General features: G+C 59.1%; 20 protein-coding genes. 7 read left to right on the plus strand and 13 right to left on the minus strand.

Going from position 1 to position 18,815, the window contains the following annotated elements; translation table 11 throughout:
* Positions 1–17: 17 nt before the first annotated feature.
* Positions 18–665, minus strand: coding sequence for a 3-isopropylmalate dehydratase small subunit (gene leuD, locus D0544_RS07550; RefSeq protein WP_125015359.1), 648 nt, complete (start codon positions 663–665; stop codon positions 18–20).
* 30 nt (positions 666–695) lie between these two features.
* Complete coding sequence (gene leuC / locus D0544_RS07555) at positions 696–2,117, minus strand: 3-isopropylmalate dehydratase large subunit (protein WP_125015360.1); 1,422 nt, start codon at positions 2,115–2,117, stop codon at positions 696–698.
* Positions 2,118–2,301: 184 nt separating this feature from the next.
* On the opposite strand from leuC, the gene D0544_RS07560 reads away from it, so the two are divergent.
* The gene (locus D0544_RS07560; protein WP_125015361.1) at positions 2,302–3,186 is read left to right on the plus strand and encodes a LysR family transcriptional regulator; all 885 of its coding nucleotides are present in this window, start codon (positions 2,302–2,304) and stop codon (positions 3,184–3,186) included.
* Positions 3,187–3,702 carry a SixA phosphatase family protein gene (locus tag D0544_RS07565; protein ID WP_125015362.1) on the plus strand — a complete coding sequence of 172 codons (516 nt, stop codon included), beginning with the start codon at positions 3,187–3,189 and terminating at the stop codon, positions 3,700–3,702.
* On the opposite strand, the gene D0544_RS07570 is transcribed toward D0544_RS07565, so the two are convergent.
* From D0544_RS07570 to prmB, 3 genes are all read right to left on the minus strand, one after another.
* Positions 3,669–4,850 (minus strand): MFS transporter, encoded by a 1,182-nt coding sequence (locus tag D0544_RS07570; RefSeq protein ID WP_125015363.1) that lies wholly within the window; start codon positions 4,848–4,850, stop codon positions 3,669–3,671. The two genes, D0544_RS07565 and D0544_RS07570, sit on opposite strands and share 34 nt — an antisense overlap.
* Before the next feature lie 3 nt (positions 4,851–4,853).
* Positions 4,854–5,957, minus strand: a complete 1,104-nt coding sequence (gene aroC / locus D0544_RS07575; protein WP_125015364.1) for a chorismate synthase — start codon at positions 5,955–5,957, stop codon at positions 4,854–4,856.
* Between the two features lie 104 nt (positions 5,958–6,061).
* On the minus strand, positions 6,062–7,009 hold the full coding sequence (gene prmB / locus D0544_RS07580; protein ID WP_243647262.1) for a 50S ribosomal protein L3 N(5)-glutamine methyltransferase: 948 nt from the start codon (positions 7,007–7,009) through the stop codon (positions 6,062–6,064).
* Positions 7,010–7,175: 166 nt separating this feature from the next.
* Here prmB and folE point away from each other — a divergent pair, with 166 nt between their 5' ends.
* Positions 7,176–7,718 carry a GTP cyclohydrolase I FolE gene (gene folE, locus D0544_RS07585; RefSeq protein ID WP_125015365.1) on the plus strand — a complete coding sequence of 181 codons (543 nt, stop codon included), beginning with the start codon at positions 7,176–7,178 and terminating at the stop codon, positions 7,716–7,718.
* A gap of 5 nt (positions 7,719–7,723) precedes the next feature.
* Here the strand turns inward: folE and D0544_RS07590 are convergent, their stop codons facing one another.
* Both D0544_RS07590 and D0544_RS07595 read right to left on the minus strand, forming a co-directional pair.
* A complete protein-coding gene (locus tag D0544_RS07590; RefSeq protein WP_125015366.1) occupies positions 7,724–8,677 on the minus strand; it encodes a patatin-like phospholipase family protein in 954 nt (317 codons plus the stop codon).
* Positions 8,678–8,698: 21 nt separating this feature from the next.
* A complete protein-coding gene (locus D0544_RS07595) occupies positions 8,699–9,562 on the minus strand; it encodes a DUF4892 domain-containing protein (protein WP_125015367.1) in 864 nt (287 codons plus the stop codon).
* A 123-nt stretch (positions 9,563–9,685) separates the two neighbouring features.
* On the opposite strand from D0544_RS07595, the gene D0544_RS07600 reads away from it, so the two are divergent.
* On the plus strand, positions 9,686–11,941 hold the full coding sequence (locus D0544_RS07600) for a putative bifunctional diguanylate cyclase/phosphodiesterase (protein ID WP_125015368.1): 2,256 nt from the start codon (positions 9,686–9,688) through the stop codon (positions 11,939–11,941).
* On the opposite strand, the gene D0544_RS07605 is transcribed toward D0544_RS07600, so the two are convergent.
* Genes D0544_RS07605 through D0544_RS07615 form a run of 3 tightly spaced genes read right to left on the minus strand, consistent with a single transcriptional unit; the run spans position 11,917 to position 13,998 of the window.
* Entirely contained in the window at positions 11,917–12,324 is a 408-nt protein-coding gene (locus D0544_RS07605) for a DUF7793 family protein (protein ID WP_125015369.1), read from the minus strand. The two genes, D0544_RS07600 and D0544_RS07605, sit on opposite strands and share 25 nt — an antisense overlap.
* The gene (locus D0544_RS07610; RefSeq protein WP_125015370.1) at positions 12,325–13,191 is read right to left on the minus strand and encodes an alpha/beta fold hydrolase; all 867 of its coding nucleotides are present in this window, start codon (positions 13,189–13,191) and stop codon (positions 12,325–12,327) included.
* 3 nt (positions 13,192–13,194) lie between these two features.
* On the minus strand, positions 13,195–13,998 hold the full coding sequence (locus D0544_RS07615; protein WP_125015371.1) for an alpha/beta fold hydrolase: 804 nt from the start codon (positions 13,996–13,998) through the stop codon (positions 13,195–13,197).
* Positions 13,999–14,158: 160 nt separating this feature from the next.
* Here D0544_RS07615 and D0544_RS07620 point away from each other — a divergent pair, with 160 nt between their 5' ends.
* Positions 14,159–14,881, plus strand: coding sequence for a patatin-like phospholipase family protein (locus tag D0544_RS07620; RefSeq protein WP_279387269.1), 723 nt, complete (start codon positions 14,159–14,161; stop codon positions 14,879–14,881).
* A gap of 34 nt (positions 14,882–14,915) precedes the next feature.
* On the opposite strand, the gene D0544_RS07625 is transcribed toward D0544_RS07620, so the two are convergent.
* The 3 genes from D0544_RS07625 to D0544_RS07635 are packed head-to-tail and all read right to left on the minus strand — an operon-like array spanning position 14,916 to position 16,694.
* A complete protein-coding gene (locus tag D0544_RS07625; RefSeq protein ID WP_125015373.1) occupies positions 14,916–15,380 on the minus strand; it encodes a SixA phosphatase family protein in 465 nt (154 codons plus the stop codon).
* Positions 15,381–15,383: 3 nt separating this feature from the next.
* On the minus strand, positions 15,384–15,659 hold the full coding sequence (locus D0544_RS07630; RefSeq protein ID WP_207905790.1) for a DUF4389 domain-containing protein: 276 nt from the start codon (positions 15,657–15,659) through the stop codon (positions 15,384–15,386).
* Positions 15,660–15,662: 3 nt separating this feature from the next.
* Positions 15,663–16,694: an NAD(P)H-dependent glycerol-3-phosphate dehydrogenase gene (locus D0544_RS07635; RefSeq protein ID WP_125015374.1), complete on the minus strand. Its 1,032-nt coding sequence runs from the start codon at positions 16,692–16,694 to the stop codon at positions 15,663–15,665.
* 274 nt (positions 16,695–16,968) lie between these two features.
* On the opposite strand from D0544_RS07635, the gene fabA reads away from it, so the two are divergent.
* Positions 16,969–17,484 (plus strand): 3-hydroxyacyl-[acyl-carrier-protein] dehydratase FabA, encoded by a 516-nt coding sequence (fabA, locus tag D0544_RS07640; RefSeq protein WP_125015375.1) that lies wholly within the window; start codon positions 16,969–16,971, stop codon positions 17,482–17,484.
* A 24-nt stretch (positions 17,485–17,508) separates the two neighbouring features.
* Complete coding sequence (gene fabB / locus D0544_RS07645; RefSeq protein WP_125015376.1) at positions 17,509–18,726, plus strand: beta-ketoacyl-ACP synthase I; 1,218 nt, start codon at positions 17,509–17,511, stop codon at positions 18,724–18,726.
* The last annotated feature ends 89 nt before the right edge of the window (positions 18,727–18,815 follow it).

Below are 18,815 nucleotides of genomic sequence, written 5' to 3' on the forward strand. Positions count from 1 at the left end.
TACTCAAGTCGTTGAATCTATTGAATCGCCCCAAACAGCCAGGGATTCTTTTTCTGGTGTTTCTTTTCAAAACGGCGAATCGCATCGGCATCCTGCAAGGTCAAACCGATCTCATCAAGGCCATTCAGCAAACAGTGGCGACGGAAGGCGTCGACCGCGAAGGAGATCTCCTCGCCACTGGGCTTGATAATCAGCTCACGCTCGAGGTCGATCTGCAGCTGGTAGCCCTCGTTGGCTTCGGTCTCAACAAACAGCTGATCCACCACCTCATCAAGCAAAGTGATCGGCAAAATACCGTTCTTGAAGCAGTTGTTGTAGAAGATGTCCGCAAAGCTCGGGGCGATAACACACCGGAAACCGTAATCATCGAGCGCCCAGGGGGCGTGCTCACGACTGGACCCACACCCGAAGTTTTGCCGCGCCAGCAGCACCGAGGCCCCCTGGTAGCGCGGCTGATTCAGTACGAAATCCGGGTTTAGCGGGCGCCCCGCGCAGTCCTGGTCAGGCTGCCCCTCATCCAGGTAACGCAGCTCATCGAACAGGTTGGGACCAAAGCCACTGCGCTTGATCGATTTCAGGAACTGCTTGGGGATAATCATATCGGTATCCACATTGGCACGATCCAGCGGCGCCACGGTACCGGTTAACTGGGTAAACTTTCTCATCTCTCTGTCACCTGTTCCTTATTCGCTCGATCAAGCCAGCTCGCGGACATCCACGAAATGCCCCATGATGGCAGCCGCTGCGGCCATGGACGGACTCACCAGGTGGGTGCGCCCGCCGAAGCCTTGCCGCCCCTCGAAGTTACGGTTGGAGGTGGAGGCACAGTGCTCTCCGGCCCCCAGCTTGTCAGCGTTCATGGCCAGGCACATGGAGCAACCCGGCTCACGCCACTCCATGCCCGCGTCGGTAAAGATCTTGTCCAACCCCTCCAGCTCCGCCTGCTCCTTCACCAGGCCAGAACCGGGCACCACCAGCACCTGCTTCAGGGTGGACGCGACCTTACGCCCCTTCACCACCTTCGCAGCCGCCCGCAAGTCTTCAATACGTGAGTTGGTGCAGGAACCGATAAACACCCGGTCGAGCTTGATCTCGGTGATCTTCTGCCCCGCCTTCAGCCCCATGTACTCGAGCGCCCGGGTAATACCCAAGCGGCGCGTCTCATCTTTCTCTTTGGCGGGGTCCGGTACCGCACCATCAACGGCGACCACCATCTCAGGCGAGGTTCCCCAGGTCACCTGAGGCTTGATCTCCTCCCCCTTGAGGACCACCACCCGATCAAACTCCGCGTCCTCATCGGACACCAACTGCTCCCAAGACTTTACCGCCTTGCTCCAGTCATCATCCTTAGGGGCGTAGGGACGACCCTTCACGTAGTCAATGGTGGTTTGGTCAACCGCCACCATGCCCGCACGGGCACCGGCTTCAATCGCCATATTGCAGACCGTCATGCGCCCCTCCATGCTCAGGGAGCGGATCGCATCACCGCCGAACTCCACCGCGTAGCCGGTTCCCCCTGCGGTACCAATCGCACCGATAATGGCCAGCACAACGTCCTTTGCGGTAACCCCTGCACCCAGCTCACCATCGACCCGCACCAGCATGTTTTGCATCTTTTTGGCGACCAGGCACTGGGTGGCCAGCACATGCTCCACCTCTGAAGTGCCTATGCCGTGGGCCAGGGCACCAAAGGCACCGTGGGTGGAGGTGTGGGAGTCGCCGCAGACAACGGTCATTCCCGGCAAGGTGGCCCCCTGCTCAGGACCCACCACGTGCACGATCCCCTGACGACGATCGTTCATGCGAAACTCCTGCACCCCAAAGTGCTGGCAGTTGTCATCCAGGGTCTGAACCTGGATACGGGAGACACTGTCGAGGATCCCTTCGATTCCGACCTTACGCTCCTCCTGGGTGGTGGGAACGTTATGGTCCGGCGTCGCCAGGTTGGCGTCTAGCCGCCACGGCGCCCGTCCAGCCAGGCGTAGCCCCTCAAATGCCTGGGGCGAGGTCACCTCATGCAGTAACTGTCGGTCGATATAGATCAGCGCCGATCCGTCATCGCGCTGTTTAACCAGATGCGCATCCCACAACTTATCGTAAAGGGTTTTTCCAGCCATTGCCCTTGCCTCATTCTCTGTTGGTGGCGACTCGCATGGAGCCGCCATCGCTTACGGGACGATCACCCACCCTTCAGGCAGGCGAACAATGAGCGCTATGCTAATAAACAGAAAGAGATAAAACAAATTCATATTTGTTATACTTCAAATTCCATATAGGAATCCAAAGCGGTAACAGCATTTTATGGAAACCAGCGCCCTGCACGCCTTCGTAGCCGTGGCCGAATGCGGCTCCTTCTCCCTGGCCGGAGAGCGGCTGCACCTGACCCAACCGGCCATTAGCAAGCGTATTGCCTCCCTCGAGTCGCAGCTCAACACGCGGCTCTTTGATCGTATTGGTCGCCAGGTTGGCCTGACCGAGTCCGGCAGCACCCTGCTTCCCAAAGCCTACGCGATCCTGGCCGAACTGGCGGACGCCAAACGCCAGATCAACAACCTCAAGGGTGATGTCAGCGGCTCCCTGTCGATCTCCACCAGCCACCATATAGGCCTGCACCGTCTCCCCCCCGTGCTGCGCCAATTCAGCCGCCAACACCCCCAGGTCGCGCTCGACATCCACTTCGTCGACTCGGAGGTGGCCTACGACGAGGTGATCCATGGCCAGATTGAGCTGGGCATCATCACCCTGGCCCCCGAACAGCGGCAGAGGGAGTTTATCCATTCGGCGCGGGTATGGCGTGACCCTCTCTGCTTCGTGGTCTCCCGTGAGCACCCCCTGGCCCAGGCCAGCCCCCTGAGCCTGGCCGAGCTCAGCCGCTACAGTGCCATCTTTCCGGGTCCGAACACCTTTACCCATCACATCGTGAAGGGGCTGTTCACTGCCCATAAGCTTGAGCTTCGGGTCTCCATGGCCACCAACTATCTTGAGACCATCAAGATGATGGTCTCCATTGGCCTGGCCTGGAGCGTGCTCCCCCGCTCCATGCTTGATCACGAACTGGCGGAACTGGAGGTACGGGGAGCAGCGCTGGAGCGGGATCTGGGCTATATCCACCATACCGGGCGCACACTCTCCAACGCCGCCCAGGCCTTTATCGACACCCTCCACGCTCACCAGGAGAACGGATAAATGAAGCAGCTACTGATCCTGCGGCACGCCAAGTCCAGCTGGAGTCACCCGGAACTGAGCGATTTCGATCGCCCCCTCAACGCTCGCGGCCAACGCACCGCGCCGAAGATGGCGGCACTGGTCCACGAGCACTTCCCGGACCTCAGCCTGATCCTCAGCAGCCCTGCGCGCCGCGCGAAGGAGACCGCGCAAGCGGTAGCGAGGCGCTTCGGTGGCCAGCCCCACCTGGAGCTGGAGCCGGACCTCTACCACGCAGATGCTCTGCAGATACGCCATTGCCTGGCGGGCTGTGACGAGCGCCACCCGTGCGTGATGCTGGTGGGTCATAATCCGGGGCTGGAGGAGTGTATCAGCGAGCTGGATGGGGATTTCTGCGACCCCCTACCCACCGCCGGATTGGTGGTGCTCGAGTGCGCCATTGAGCAGTGGCGTGAGCTGGGCGATGAGGACTCGGGGCGAGGCTCGGTTCATGTAACGGCGCTCTATTTGCCCCGACAGCAGTTTCCCGATTTGTAGTGGCATAACCCCACGCAGCGCCACACCAGTAGCGCTGCCAGCAGGCTGACTACAGAGGCTCCGATAAAGGTCCAGCCCCCGCCATACCACTCCCACCCATACCCCGAAAGCAACGCCCCCAGCGCCGCGCCACCGCCAAAGCTGATGCCACTATAAAATGCCTGTCCCTGGCCGGCGTGGGCGTGACCAAAGCTCTGGCGGACATACTCGATTGACGCCGAGTGAAAACTGCCAAAGGTAGCGGCGTGCAGCAGCTGGGTAAGCACCACCAGGGTGAAGTTATCGGGATAGAGACCCAGCAACGCCCAGCGCAGCGCCGCCAGCAACAGAGCCGACAACAGCAGCCACTTGACCCCGACCCGGGGCATCAAGCGGTGCATAAACCAAAACAGTACGATCTCGGCAACCACCCCCAGCGCCCAGAGCATACCGATAATGGCGCTGCTATGACCCTGATCCGCCATATAGATGCTGAAAAAGGTGTAGTAGGGGCCATGTCCCACCTGCATCAGGGCCGAGGCGATAAAAAAGCTGAGTACGTCGGGACGCAGCAGCAGCGCCCTGAAGCCCCGGGTTTCCTCCTGGGCAACCGCTACCGGCCGCTCCTCCACCCACAGCGATACCAGCAGCATCCCCAACATCGCCAGGGCCATGAACCAGGGAACCGAGGCGATTCCCCACTCCCCCACCAGCACGCCGACCACCAGTACCATCAGGGTAAAACCAATGGAGCCCCACAGGCGAATACGACTGTAATAGTGGGGCTGATCCCCCAGACGGGAGAGGGTAATCACCTCAAACTGGGGCAGGACGGCATTCCAGAAAAAGCTGTAGGCGGCGATGGTCAGTGCCAGTGGCCAGAAATCGCGCAAGAAGGGAACCACCGCGAAGATCAGCAGGGTCGCCAGCGAACCGAGGCGCACCAGGCGCATGCGCCCCCCATAATGGTCCCCTATCCAGCCCCATATACTGGGGGCGAACACCTTGGTGACCATCAGCACCGCCATCAACTGGCCGATTTCAGCGGCCCCGAAGGAGAGGCTCTTAAGGTAGGGAGCCCAGTAGGGGGCCTGGACTCCGATGATGGCAAAATAGAAAAAATAGAACAGCGAAAGGCTGACGCCCTGGGTGTCAGCGCTTCGTTGCATGTTTTAGTGTCCGGGCGCCTTGGCGGCAATCACCGGGGTATCGCAATGCACCTCTCCATTCTGGGCCCGATGCCGCAGCCAGTGATCCATCAGTACTATCGCCAGCATTGCTTCAGCGATCGGGGTTGCCCGTATGCCGACACAGGGGTCGTGACGCCCCTTGGTGATCACCTCAATGGGGTTACCCTCCAGGTCGATACTGCGCCCGGGCAGGTGCAGGCTGGAGGTGGGCTTAAGGGCGATATGGGCAACGATCTCCTGACCCGTCGAGATCCCCCCCAGTACGCCGCCGGCGTGGTTGGAAAGAAAGCCCTCCGGAGTCATCTCATCACGATGCTCGGTGCCCTTTTGCCCGACGCAATCAAACCCGGCCCCGATCTCCACCCCCTTGACGGCGTTGATACTCATCAGCGCATGGGCAACGTCGGCATCGAGCCGATCAAAGATCGGCTCACCGAGCCCGGGCGGCAAGCCGGTGGCGGTGACCGTCAAGCGGGCACCGATGGAGTTGCCCTCTTTGCGCAGGCGGTCCATGTACTGCTCCATCTCAGGCACCTTGTCGGGGTCGGGACAGAAGAAGGGGTTACGGTTGACCTCATCCCACTCCACCCGCTCGATGCTAATCGGGCCCAGCTGTGACAGGTAGCCCCGCACCTCAACCCCCTTGCTGGCGAGAAAACGTTTGGCAATCCCCCCCGCCGCTACCCGCATGGCGGTCTCACGGGCCGATGAGCGCCCGCCGCCGCGGTAGTCGCGGAAGCCATATTTCTGGGTATAGGCATAGTCGGCATGGCCCGGACGGAACTGTTGGGCGATATTGCTGTAGTCCTTGGAGCGCTGGTCGGTATTTTCGATCAGAAGCCCGATGGGGGTGCCCGTGGTCTTGCCCTCGAACACACCGGACATGATCTTTACCTGATCGGCTTCACGTCGCTGCGTGGTATGACGGGAGGTTCCCGGTTTACGCCGATCCAGGTCGATCTGCAGCATTTCCTCGTTGAGCTCGATCCCCGGAGGGCAGCCATCGACGATACAACCCAATCCGGGACCGTGGGATTCACCAAAGGTAGTGATGGTGAACAACTTTCCAAAACTGTTTCCAGACATCCGGGAACTCTTTTAGTCTCTAGGTGATGATGGATCGCTCTCAGGGAGCGGTCCTTGTCCTTATCGGGGGCCGATTATACCCCTTTTGTCGGCACGGTGAGCGGCTAATGTGAATCCCCCTGGCGCGTGCTGGCAAACTCGGCAAACCGTTGCTGGTGGGTACGACACTGCTCTGCGCTGAGCACCAGCACCCCATCGCCACCATGGGCGAACTCAATCCAGGTAAAGTCCACTTCGGGTACCGCCTCCTGCAACGCCACCCAGCTGTTGCCCACCTCCATCACCAGCAGCCCCTGCTCCGCCAGATGGTCGGCAGCCTCGGCCAGGATACGCCAGGCCAGGTCCAACCCATCCATACCCGCCGCCAGCCCCAGCTCGGGCTCGTGGTGAAACTCGTCGGGCATATCGCCCATGTCCTCCGCGTCCACATAGGGCGGATTGCTGACGATCAGCTCATAGCGCCGCCCTTCGAGGTGCTCAAACAGATCGCTCTGCACACAGTCGACACGACCCACCAGTGCGTGATTATCCACATTGATCATGGCCACCTGCAGCGCCTCTTCGGAGAGGTCCGCCAGATCCACTTCGGCGTCGGGAAACGCATAGGCCGCGGCAATACCGATGCAGCCACTGCCCGTGCACAAATCGAGGATACGGGTTACCTCCACCTCTCCCAACCAGGGCTGGAAACCCTGGGCGATCATCTCGGCGATGGGGGATCTCGGTACCAGCACCCGCTCGTCTACGTAGAACGGCAGAGCACAAAACCAGGCCTTGTTGAGCAGATAGGGCAGCGGGATTCGCTCATCAACCCGGCGCTCAATCTGGTGCTGCAGAAGCTCCTGCTCCTCCCGGGTCAGGTGGCAACCCCACTGGGCGCGATCAAAGTCCCAGGGCAGGTGTAAACTCTGCAATACCAACTGCATCGCCTCATCCCAACCGTTGTCGGTACCGTGACCATAAAACAGCTCCGCCTGGTTGAAGCGGCTGTAAGCCCAACGGATATAATCGGCGATGGTGGTCAGCCCATGGGGGGTAGAGGGATGGTTCAAGATCGGCTCCTGAGGATAAATAACGCAATGGTAGCCAATGCCACCTGCAATTCCCACCACCAAGGCACAGAGCAGGGTTTGCCACACCGCAGCGAACACGTACAATAGCGCCCCTTGATTCACTAGTCCGCCCGCCCGCGGCCTACCAAACCCGAGTGATCACATCATGGAAAAGTCGTTCGCCAACATCATCAGCTCCATCGGTGAGGACCTGAGTCGCCCAGGCCTGGTTGACACCCCTGCCCGTGCCGCCAAGGCGTTTGCGTTCCTCAACCGGGGATACCAGCAAAGCCTTGATGAGGTGGTCAACGATGCCCTCTTCCCTTCAGACAATGACGAGATGGTGATCGTAAAGGATATCGAGCTCTACTCACTCTGCGAGCACCACCTGCTGCCCTTTATTGGCCGCTGCCATGTCGCTTACCTGCCCTCGGGAAAGGTGCTGGGACTCTCCAAGGTTGCCCGCATTGTGGATATGTTTGCACGCCGCCTGCAGATTCAGGAGAACCTGACCAAACAGATCGCCGACACCATTCAGCAGGTCACCGGCGCCTCCGGGGTTGGCGTTATCATCGAAGCCCAGCATATGTGCATGATGATGCGAGGCGTGGAGAAACAGAACTCCTCCATGAAAACGTCAGTGATGCTGGGACATTTCCGCAGCAAGGCCCATACCCGCGCCGAGTTTCTCTCGCTGATTCGGGACTGATCCTCTCAGCCTGCGCGGCCGTCATCCAACTCGTGGGTGGGCAGCGAATTACCCGCCGTCTCATAGCGGTCCAGGGCATCGCTGGCGATCATCTGCCCCATCCGTATCAATTCGGGCCCCAGGTGAAACTCATAGAAGCGGCAGATATCCTTGGGAATGGAGATCAGCAGATCCGGTGGATAACCCGCCATCTTGAACTGGGTCAGAGAGCTCTGCATCGTTTCAAACGACTGGTTGATGATATCCATCATACTGCTGCGAGCCCGGCCCGTGACTGTGCGCTCGGCGCCGGCCTCCATCTGCCCCGCCTCAACCAATGAGCGGCGGGTAATACGCTCTAACCACCTTGAAAACAGTTGGGTACGCCGGGCATCGGTGCGCGTGCGCTCAACCTTGGGCAACCGGTATCGCCCCGGTTCTCCCGCAAGGTTGACGGCAATAATAAGGTCCGAGTGAGCAGAAACCACCGGGGCGATCGGCAGCGGATTGAGCAGACCACCGTCCACCAGTAACCGATTGCCATCCACTACCGGGGTGAAGAGGGTCGGTATAGCAATGGATGCCCGAATCGCCTTACGCAGAGATCCTCGCTGAAACCACAGCTCCTGCTGGGCAATCAGGTCGGTGGCAACCGCGGTGTAGGGGAGGCTAAGGTCTTCAATATTCAACTCACCGATCATCTCATCGAGGATATCGAAGATGCGCTCTCCACGCAGAGCCCCCTGGGCGCTAAAGCTCACATCGGCAAGGCGCAGAATGTCGAGGTAACCCAGGTTGTTGATCCAGCCCCTGAACTGATTGAGTTTACCGGCCGCATAAACACCGCCCACAAGGGCACCCATTGAGCATCCCGCTATGCAATTGATGCGATACCCCCGGGCCAGCAGCTCATCGATCACACCAATGTGGGCATAGCCGCGAGCGCCGCCACTGCCCAACACCAAGGATACGGTTTTCATCCCCCTCCCCAGATCCTGCCGCTACAGCATGATCGCACGTACCAGAATACGCCCAGGCCTGGCGCCGGGAAGCAGGGTTGGCCCCACCCCCAGAACACTGAAACTGTTAACGTCCAGCCCCTCCTCCACCAGCCGCTGCGCAAGGGCCGCGGCGTACTCCCTGGAGCCGGAAACCAGACTGTCGAGGGCCTCCTGGGAAGCCCCCGCACCCGATGCGGAGACCGCAAGAATGACCGGCTGCCGACGCTCGCGAATCAGTGTGACCAACTCACGAAACGCATTGGACTGGGCCAGCCGCTCCCTATCGGAAGGCCAATCGACCACATCGACGTAGTGCTGCTGCTGGGCCCTTACACTGAGGGCCGTATCGGTCACAAAGTGCTCCACCAGGCTGAAGACACGTCCATTGCCGCGGCGAATGGCGTAGGTCAGCAGGTACTCCCCGGGAAGCGCTGCGTTTTCTGCAATCAGGTAATCCTGGGCGTTATCCGGGCCATAAAGACGCTTGATGCCAAAGACATCATTCGCCCAGAAGTTACTACCGCCACAGCGGCGCCCCTCACAGCGAAACAGGGGGGTAAAACCCTGTACCCTGATCGCACCCTCCACATGCTCAAAGGCATCCTTGCTGGAGTGACCCTCGGGGATCTGGTAGAGAACACGAATCAGCTCGCCGTTTACACGAAACTCGCTGTCGGCGCGAACCACCCCGTTCACTTTCTTGAGCGATCCGGTAACCAGCTGGTGGTTAGTGACGTGCCCTTGAAACTGCTCGACGACCTCTGCATTAGGGTAAGGCTCAACCCCTGTACTCAGGGCAAACAGCCCCGGAGAGATAAGCAGCGCCCCACCAGCCAACAGACCCACCAAACGACTTCTCGACACACCGCCCCCTTATTCGAACCCAATACCGAAGCGGCCACACGCGCTTGAATCTGTATTAGACAAAGCACTCCCGCCAACTTCTCCTACACTCTGTTATAGCATTGCCGCTAATGGGATGAAAGCGTGCGCGTAGCCTTGCCCCATCACCTTTACAGAATCAACCCCACAGCCCTTCGCCGACTGCTGGCAATCTGTGCAATCGTGACCGTCGGCGCCAGCTCATGGATGCTGTTAACCCATGACACCCAGAGCGCTCTCAGGGTCTTGCTGCTGGGCGTGCTGATCACCTGTTTTCCACTGACACTGACCCTCCTGCGTGAGCTCGAACTGCTGCACCTTTTCGCCAGCGAAGACAGCCACCCACGACTGCTGGTCAACCGCGAAGGCGCTCTACTGGAGCACAATCAGGCTGCCACCGGCTTCCCCCTTTATTCCGACACGCCACCCCATTCCTCCTTCGAGCGACTCTTTGAGCCCAAGGAGAGACCCCAGTTTAAGCCCCTACTGGGTGAGGCGAGGCGCCTGGGTTCGGCCCATCATCTGGTTTCCCTCCACCTCAATGGATCCCTTCACCACTTCAGCCTGATCTGTACCCCCACCAATGCTGGCCATCGGGATGGCGACTGGCTCCTGAGCTTTTACGACATCACCGAACTGCAGATGCTGGGCCATGCACTTGAACAAACCGGGCAACATTACCAGCAGGTCGTCGACCTGACCGCCGAAGGCCTTCTGCTGCTCGATGGCCGCAGGATCACCTTTGCCAACCAGTCCGCTGCCCGCCTACTGGGCATGGAACATCAAGATGCACTGCTGCACCGCGACATCAGGGATTTTTTTAGCAAACCCCAATGGAAAAAAGCATCCGGACCATTAAAGCCCCTGTTTAAAAAGCAGCGCTTTGAGCTGGAACCAGTGGAGCTGGAGCTCACAACTGAGAAGCGGTTTCCCATCGTGGTGGAGGCCACGGCCAAGCCGTTCCTGTTTCAGGAGTCGCAATCGACCCTTCTGTCACTGCGAGATATAGGCCACCAGAAAGCCGAACAACAGCAGCTTGAGCGGGCCGCCCATTACGACGAGGTCACCAACCTTCCCAACCGCCACTACTTTCTGGAGCAGCTATCGCGCGTTATTTCCCGCTCTCATCGCTCACCGACCGAACACGCGGTACTGTTCATTGATCTCGATAACTTCAAGGAGATTAACGACTCCCTTGGCCATCAAACCGGTGACCTTGTTTTGCAGGAGGTTGCGAGGCGGCTCAACAACCACTCTCGCCGCGAAAATACCCTGGCCCGGTTAGGAGGCGACGAGTTTTCACTTTTACTCGAAAACATATCTTCCCCTTACGAAGCGTCCTCCGTGGCGGGCAATATTGTTGAGCTACTCGGCGCCCCTATACGCCTACAAGGACATACCCGCTGGGTGACTCCCAGTATTGGTATCGCTCTCTATCCGCAAAATGGAACGACCACAAAGGAGCTTTTAAAAAACGCCGACACGGCGATGTACCACGCCAAGCGCGCGGGTAAAAACGCTTACCGCTTCTTCAGCGCCGATATGAACCGCATTCTTAATCGCCGACTGCAAATGGAACAGGAGCTTGACGAGGTACTGGCTCAACGCAAACTCCAGGTCTACTTTCAACCACGGGTTAGGCCCCATGACCGAAAAGTGGTAGGGCTGGAGGCGCTGGCACGTTGGAAAAATAACCAGGGAGAGTTGGTCACTCCTGGGGAGCACCTGCACGTAGCGCAGCAGAGCCAGCTGGTGTTCCGGTTTGAGCAAGAGATAATGACGCAACTGAACGAGCAGCTGAAGCGCTGGCGCCTGCTCGGAGTCAACTTCGGCACACTCTCTCTCAATCTCTCAACCGCTCTGCTGGAGGATAGTGACCAGTTGCTGGAGCGCCTGGCTCAGTTGAAACCTGACAAAACCACTCAAAACCAGCTGGAGGTTGAGTTAGACGCCTCGGTATTGCTCGACGCCAACCCCAGGGTATCGACGCTACTCGAACGTATTTCCCGCATGGGTTTTAAGCTGGCCATCGACCATTTTGGCAGCAACCCGGCCTCCTTTACACTGCTTGGTTCGCTACCTATTCACAGTCTGAAGATCGATCAGGCACTGATTAAAGAGATCGATCACAGCCCGGAGGCCCAGCGTATTCTGAAGACGATTGCCCTTGTTGCCCACAGCCTCGACATAAAGGTGTCAACCACCGGAGTAGAAACAGGTCCACAGGCCCAGTGGCTACAACAACTGGGCTGCGATCTGATGCAAGGCTTCCTCTTCTACCCTCCCCAGGACGCCAAGACCACAACCCATCTGCTCCTCAGCAGCGACAGCGCCCATCACTCCTCCTGCAAGGAGCCATGACCGCGGAGCCAGCGCAAAGCCTCTTCTTCATCGGTAAAGCCACGAACCGGATAAGTCGGCGGGTGAAGCGTTGAATACATACGCATCAAAAATTTTTCCAGCGGGGTGCGCGTCATCACCGCCACGGCCACTGAGATACGTTGGTACTCTTCGCCTTGCAAAAATCGCAACGCATCTGTGTCCACCTTGGCGACTCTCTGCCCCATGACCAGCGCCAGATGGGGACGGGGGCAGAGTTGATAGGCGCGTTGCGCGACTTCGCGAACGGCCTCCAGTGTGATGTGGGCATGAAGGCCATAATCCACCCGCATAATGCCATCCTCCCCCATCCATAGCCGGGGCTCAATAGTGACAGTACGCTCTGACCCTGTAGGCACCAACACCTAGGCTCCTGCCGAGAACTGGTTAAAACGCTCAGCAACGGAAGTGACCTCTGCCTCCATATGCAGGTGATGCCCTCCCGCCAACTGAAAAATGGAAAAGCGTTGCAGTAACTCCTGACTGCGCACAAACTCTTCCCGCTTCAGGTAGATGCCCTGCTCGGCGAGAATTAAACAGGTCGGTGCAGTAATGGAGGCCACGAACGCACGAGCATGGTTCCAGGTCAGGCGCATCATGGAGGGAAGCCTGAGGCGCAGATCACTGCGCCATTGATAGCCACCTGACACCGCCTCAAGCCCCCTGATCGTTATAACACTGGCCGCCTCCCTCGAGAGGGGGTTAAGCCCGTTCATACGCGCCCCAATCGCCTCTTCGATGGTGGGGTAGAGGGTTTTTCGTTTTTGCCCAACCTCTTCCATGCCTCGGACCGCCTTGGCCAGCTGAGCCGGCGCATCACTGCTCGCCGTCACCATCGGCCAGATCCCATCGATCAGCATTAAGCGCTCAATCCGATCTGGAAAACTGCCCGCCAACAGGGTACAGATAATACCCCCCATGGAGTGACCCAACAGGGAGAAGCGCTCCAACCCCAAAACGTTGGCAATGGCAACCAGGTCGGCGACGTTATCCCAAATATTGTAGGCTACCCCCTCTGCCCGGTGTCCGCTGCGGCCATGGCCAGCCAGGTCCACCGCGAGCACCCGGTACCCCTCAAGCAGGGGAGCCAAAAAATGAAAGCTGGCCGCATTATCCAGCCACCCATGGAGGGCAAACAAGGGTGGTTTTCCCTCATCGCCCCAGGCGCAGATCGCAAAGCGGATACCATTGGCCTCTACTTCAAACTCGTCAACGGTGGGCATCATCCTCATCGATCACGATTCCTTTGCTAACAGCTGCTCGATCATCGAGTGGATATGATGGGCGGTTTCCAGCGGGTGCTCAAGGGGAAACATATGGGTACCCGTCACGCGCTTTTGCACCAGGTTGGGTAAGCGCTCTCCGCGGCGAATCCGTGAAGCCTTGACCACATCACTTCGATCCCCGTAGAGCAGGGCCGTGGGTATCTCAAAGCGATTGTATTTGGGCGGTGAGCGGTGCGGCACATTGCGATAGATATTGACCTCCACGTCGGGATGATAGACCAGTTCCACCTGCTGCCCGCGATGGCGAAGGCCGGCCCTCAGGTAATCCTCCAGACAGTCGCTATCAAAGTGGGCAAACAATCCTTTGTTACGAAAATAACGGCGGGCTTCGTCATGATTTCTCCACTGCGCCTTTCGGTTGCGGGTTCTCCCGGCGGGTGTAATACGGTCGATCCAGCCAGTGGACTTGGCCAGCGAGATCACCAGCTTTTCCGCACCGCCAATGATGAAGGAGTCGAGCATCACCACCGCGCTGAACAGGTCCGGCCGCCGTGCCGCCGCAAACGAGCACAAAACGCCGCCCAACGAGTGACCCACCCCAACCACCGGCCCGCTGTAGCGCTGCTCCAGGTCCTCGATCAGCTCATCCACCAGGTGCCCCCAACTGTGGGTAACCGGGAACCGCGGGTTGTGGCCGTGTTGCTCCAGATACCCGACCTCATAACCATGACTTTCAAGGCCAAGAAACAACTTTCGATAGCTTCCTGAGGGAAACCCGTTGGCGTGTGCGAAGTGTATCTGTCTGGCTTTCATGGGAGTATTGGGCTCTCAACAGGATGCAGGGGTGATGCCCTGCAGGTAAGGTCTTTTTAGTTGATATATAATCTATATGAGTAACCCCACCGCCGTAAAGCCTCCGACAGGCACCGTCACTCTCGCTCACTGGCTCGCAGAAGCCCCCTTCACCCTGACAATGTCGTCGGGCTTTTTTAGCTTCTTTGCTCATTGCGGCATGGCATGGGCATTAGAGGAACACGCACTAAAGCCAGCTAAAATCACCGGCTCGAGTGCCGGCGCTTTGATCGGCTGCTGCCTGGCCAGCGGCCGCTCTGCCATGGAGATTCGCGACCTGCTACTTACACTCAAGCCCCACCAGTTCTGGGACCCGGGCTGGGGATGGGGGCTGCTCAAGGGCGAGCGCTTTCGGGCCCTGGTGAGAGAGTTCATCGCCATCGAACAGTTTTCCGAATGCAGAATCCCGCTCGCGCTTTCCGCCTACCATGCCCGCAGCCGCACCACCCGGGTATTCCTGGAAGGCCCGCTGGTCGACGCAGTCCATGCCTCCTGCGCAGTCCCCCTGCTTCTTCAGCCGGCTCGCATCGACAACCGGCTTTATTGGGATGGCGGCATCGCAGACCGCCACGGATTAGCGGCCACCCGGCTGGGGGAGCGCGTCTTTTATCACCACATAGCCTCCCGCTCCCCCTGGCGGCGGCGCAGCAGCAAAGCCCTCCAGGTACCGGAGCGCCCCAACCTGCAAGCCTTAGTGATCAGTAACCTGCCCCGCAGCTCCCCACGCGACCTGGGCAACGGCCCTATCGCCCTGGAGCTCGCGTACGAGGCCACCTTGCAGGCACTGGATACCGTCCTTGAGGGAGGCCCTGTGGAGGTCACGACGGGCGAAAGGGGGCGGTGACAGAAGACTGACCTCCACTGGCGTACGTTGCGGGTTAGAGGTGGCCCCGGGGACCAAGCATGGCCCGCATCACGCCCAGGCCCGGACCGACCCATTCGGCCTCGATCACCGCTACATCGGCGGTACCGAACCCAGGCCCCCAGGCCCCCTCCCCTTCCACCAACCACCCGGCCATTCGGCTGACCAGCGGCATATGACAGACCAGCAGCAGAACCTCATCCTCCAGAGGCAGGGTTTGCAGGGCGCTAGCAGGGTCCGCTTCCGGCACCAGCAGTTCACTGGTAGTGAAGGGAGTTCCGAGCGTCTTGCCCACCAGGGCCGCGGTTTGCTGGGCTCGTTTATAGGGGCTGGCAAGGATCCGCTGGACACCGTAGGCTGCCAGTACGCCAGCGCTGGCGATCACCTGCTGCTCACCCAACGCGGTGAGCGCACGATCCTCGTCCTTACCCACCATCGCCTCGGCCTCACCGTGGCGCATCAACAGCAGTCGCGTAGACATGGCTCAGGCTTGCGGCCAGTCACTGAACGGAAAGGGTTTCTGCTCGCTATGATAGGTCAGAAACTGCAGTATCTGGAAAATATAGCGATTAAGGCTACGGGAGAAGTCGAGCAGATTGTCATTAGGGCTCCCCGTCATCAGCACAAACACAACCTGGGAGAGAACCACTACCCCGACCACCAGCCGGGTCAACTGCATCACAAGCCAGAACAGCAGCATAAACAGCACGCGCAACCACTGTGATTCGGATTTCAGGTGTTGTTTGACAGACTCATCCACGATTCAGACCCCATCCTTACTATCGGATTGCAAGATAAACTCAACGTCCGTTTTCTGTTCACCCAGCATCAGTTCCCGGGTGACCTCACGGATACTGCGTTTGTTGAAAACGATCTCATACAGGCCATCAACCAGCGGCATATAAACCTCCAGCTCCCGTGCCTTATCGCGCACCAGGCGTAGGGTGTTGATCCCCTCGGCCACCTGGCCAAGTTCCGCCTCAGCTTCCTCCAGGGACTTACCCTTTCCCAGCGCAAAGCCCACACGAAAGTTTCGGCTCAGGGGGCTGGTGCAGGTGACAATCAGGTCCCCTACCCCGGACAGTCCAAGGAACGTCAGCGGGTTCGCCCCCATCCTTACCGCAAAGCGGCTCATCTCCGCCAACGAGCGGGTAATCAGCATGCTCTTGGTGTTCTCCCCCATCCCCAGCGACTCCGCCAACCCCGCCACGATGGCGTAGATATTCTTGAGGGCACCGCCAAGCTCAACCCCATAGATGTCATGGTTGGAGTAGACACGAAAGTAGTCGGAGTGCAGCAGCTGCTGGACCTCCTGGCAGAGCGCCTCATCGTCACTCGCAACCACGGTTGCCGTAATCGCCTTGGCCACCACCTCCTTGGCCAGGTTGGGTCCGCTGAGCACGCCGATACGGGCAGTGGGTACCTCTTCAGCCAGGATCTGGCTCATGAGGTCGAAACTGCCTGCCTCTACCCCCTTGGTGGTGCTGATCAGGATCTTTCCACCCACCACCGCTTTCATGGAGGCGACCACCGTGCGAAATGAGCTGCTGGGTATAGAGACAAACACCACATCGGCTTCAGCCGCTGCCCAGAGAATATCCGTCGATGCGCGCACCCCGGGGTGGAGGCGGTAGTCCGGCAGATAGGTGGTATTGATATGGTCGCGATTGATGGTTTCGGCCAGGGTCTCATCACGCATCCACTGGCGCACCTCATGGCCGTTGCTGGCAATAATATCGGCGATGGCCGTACCAAAGCTCCCACCACCAATAACGGCGATAATCTTGCCCGTCATAGACTCTCTCTTGAAATTCCTGATTCCGGCAGGGGCTGCTGGCCCCCCTCGTTGGCCCCGAGTGTATCACAGGCAGCCCCCTTTCATTCCCCCCGGAGGATGTAATCCACATGATGGGGAATGTTTGAATTTTGTTACCAGCGCCGGGAGCGCGTTATCCCGCACGGTATTTGGTGATATAGTGGCCGGCGTTTAAACTGGCCAAAGGGTGGTACTACAGGCGGTTAGCCATATCCGCAACACCGGCCTCCACTTTGTTAACTCAGGACTATCTATGACACCCCAAAACGCCTATAGCCGCGAAGAGCTACTCGAGTGCGGTGCCGGCAACCTGTTCGGCCCTGGTAACGCCCAGCTCCCTACCCCCAACATGCTGATGATCGACCGCATCGTCAAGATCGCCTCGGACGGGGGAGAATTTAATAAAGGTGAGATCGTCGCCGAGCTGGATATTACCCCGGACCTCTGGTTCTTCGAGTGCCATTTCCCTGGCGACCCTGTCATGCCGGGCTGCCTGGGACTGGACGCCATGTGGCAGCTGGTTGGATTCTTCCTTGGTTGGCAAGGTAACCCTGGGCGCGGGCGTGCCCTCGGCTGCGGCGAGGTGAAGTTCACCGGCCAGATCTTGCCTACCGCCAAAAAAGTCACCTATCGCATTAATATCAAGCGGGTTATCAACCGCAAGCTGGTACTGGGGATCGCCGACGGCTCTGTCAGCGTCGATGGACGCGAGATCTACACAGCTGAAAACCTGCGGGTGGGTCTGTTCACCTCTACAGACAACTTCTGATAAAGACGAAGAAGGTACAGTACTATGAGACGCGTAGTAGTCACCGGAATGGGCATTACCTCTTGCCTGGGAATCGACAAAGCCAGCGTGCTGGAGTCACTCCAACAGTGCAAGTCAGGGATCAGCCTGAATGAAACCTATCGGGATATGGGGTTTCGCAGCCATGTCTCCGGTTCTGTAAAAATCGACCTCGCCGACCACATCGATCGCAAGCAGTTACGCTTCATGGGTCAGGCAGCAGGGTTCGCCTACCTCGCAATGGAGCAGGCCATCGCTGATGCGGGTCTAAGCGAGTCCGACGTTTCCAACGTACGCACCGGCCTGATTGCAGGCTCCGGTGGTGCCTCCTCGGAAAATATCGTCGAGTCCGCCGATATTATTCGCGAGAAAGGGATCAAGCGGGTCGGGCCCTACCGGGTACCCCGTACCATGGGCAGCACGGTATCTGCCTGTCTTGCCACCCCCTTCCAGATCAAGGGGATCAACTACTCCATCACCTCTGCCTGTGCCACCAGCGCTCATTGCATTGGTAATGGTGTTGAGCAAATCCAGATGGGCAAGCAGGACATCGTCTTTGCCGGTGGTGGTGAAGAGGAGCACTGGAGTCAAACCGGCCTTTTCGATGCCATGGGAGCCCTGTCCACCAAGTACAACGACACCCCCGAGAAAGCCTCACGGGCTTATGATGCCAACCGCGACGGCTTTGTCATCGCCGGGGGTGGCGGCATGGTGGTGCTTGAGGAGCTCGAGCACGCCCTCGCCCGCGGCGCCAAGATCTACGCCGAAGTGGTGGGCTATGGCGCTACCTCCGATGGCTACGACATGGTTGCCCCTTCCGGCGAAGGCGCCCAGCGCTGCATGCAGATCGCTACCGCCACCGTCGATACCCCGATCGATTACATCAACGTGCACGGCACCAGCACCCCGGTAGGAGACCTGGCCGAGCTGAAAGCGATTCGCGCCACCTTTGGCGACAAGATCCCCGCCCTCAGCTCCACCAAGTCACTCTCCGGGCACTCCCTGGGAGCCGCCGGTGTGCAGGAAGCGATCTACTCGCTGCTGATGCTGGAGCACGACTTCATCTGCGCCTCCGCCAACATCGAGACCCTCGATGAGCAGGCCCAGGGCATGCCGATCGTGCTGGAGAACCGCAGCAACGCCGGGCTGACCACCGTAATGTCCAACAGCTTCGGCTTTGGCGGCACCAACGCCTCGCTGGTACTGCGTCGCTACAATGGTTAAGCGCGCTTAACCGACCCGCATCAGCGGGCACAAAAAAAGGGAGCTTCGGCTCCCTTTTTTTGTGCCCCTAACCCGACTCACACAGGTGG

It is taken from the genome of Aestuariirhabdus litorea, from assembly GCF_003864255.1.
Taxonomy (GTDB): Bacteria; Pseudomonadota; Gammaproteobacteria; order Pseudomonadales; family Aestuariirhabdaceae; genus Aestuariirhabdus; species Aestuariirhabdus litorea.

What these genes read in the sequence shown, in the direction of transcription:
- aroC (WP_125015364.1), bottom strand. Translation starts at nt 5,957, where the DNA reads ATGTCTGGAAACAGTTTTGGAAAGTTGTTCACCATCACTACCTTTGGT.
- folE (WP_125015365.1), top strand. Translation starts at nt 7,176, where the DNA reads ATGGAAAAGTCGTTCGCCAACATCATCAGCTCCATCGGTGAGGACCTG.
- D0544_RS07615 (WP_125015371.1), bottom strand. Translation starts at nt 13,998, where the DNA reads ATGAAAGCCAGACAGATACACTTCGCACACGCCAACGGGTTTCCCTCA.
- fabA (WP_125015375.1), top strand. Translation starts at nt 16,969, where the DNA reads ATGACACCCCAAAACGCCTATAGCCGCGAAGAGCTACTCGAGTGCGGT.
- D0544_RS07565 (WP_125015362.1), top strand. Translation starts at nt 3,187, where the DNA reads ATGAAGCAGCTACTGATCCTGCGGCACGCCAAGTCCAGCTGGAGTCAC.
- leuD (WP_125015359.1), bottom strand. Translation starts at nt 665, where the DNA reads ATGAGAAAGTTTACCCAGTTAACCGGTACCGTGGCGCCGCTGGATCGT.
- leuC (WP_125015360.1), bottom strand. Translation starts at nt 2,117, where the DNA reads ATGGCTGGAAAAACCCTTTACGATAAGTTGTGGGATGCGCATCTGGTT.
- D0544_RS07625 (WP_125015373.1), bottom strand. Translation starts at nt 15,380, where the DNA reads ATGTCTACGCGACTGCTGTTGATGCGCCACGGTGAGGCCGAGGCGATG.
- D0544_RS07620 (WP_279387269.1), top strand. Translation starts at nt 14,159, where the DNA reads ATGTCGTCGGGCTTTTTTAGCTTCTTTGCTCATTGCGGCATGGCATGG.
- D0544_RS07610 (WP_125015370.1), bottom strand. Translation starts at nt 13,191, where the DNA reads ATGAGGATGATGCCCACCGTTGACGAGTTTGAAGTAGAGGCCAATGGT.
- D0544_RS07590 (WP_125015366.1), bottom strand. Translation starts at nt 8,677, where the DNA reads ATGAAAACCGTATCCTTGGTGTTGGGCAGTGGCGGCGCTCGCGGCTAT.
- D0544_RS07635 (WP_125015374.1), bottom strand. Translation starts at nt 16,694, where the DNA reads ATGACGGGCAAGATTATCGCCGTTATTGGTGGTGGGAGCTTTGGTACG.
- D0544_RS07570 (WP_125015363.1), bottom strand. Translation starts at nt 4,850, where the DNA reads ATGCAACGAAGCGCTGACACCCAGGGCGTCAGCCTTTCGCTGTTCTAT.
- fabB (WP_125015376.1), top strand. Translation starts at nt 17,509, where the DNA reads ATGAGACGCGTAGTAGTCACCGGAATGGGCATTACCTCTTGCCTGGGA.
- D0544_RS07560 (WP_125015361.1), top strand. Translation starts at nt 2,302, where the DNA reads ATGGAAACCAGCGCCCTGCACGCCTTCGTAGCCGTGGCCGAATGCGGC.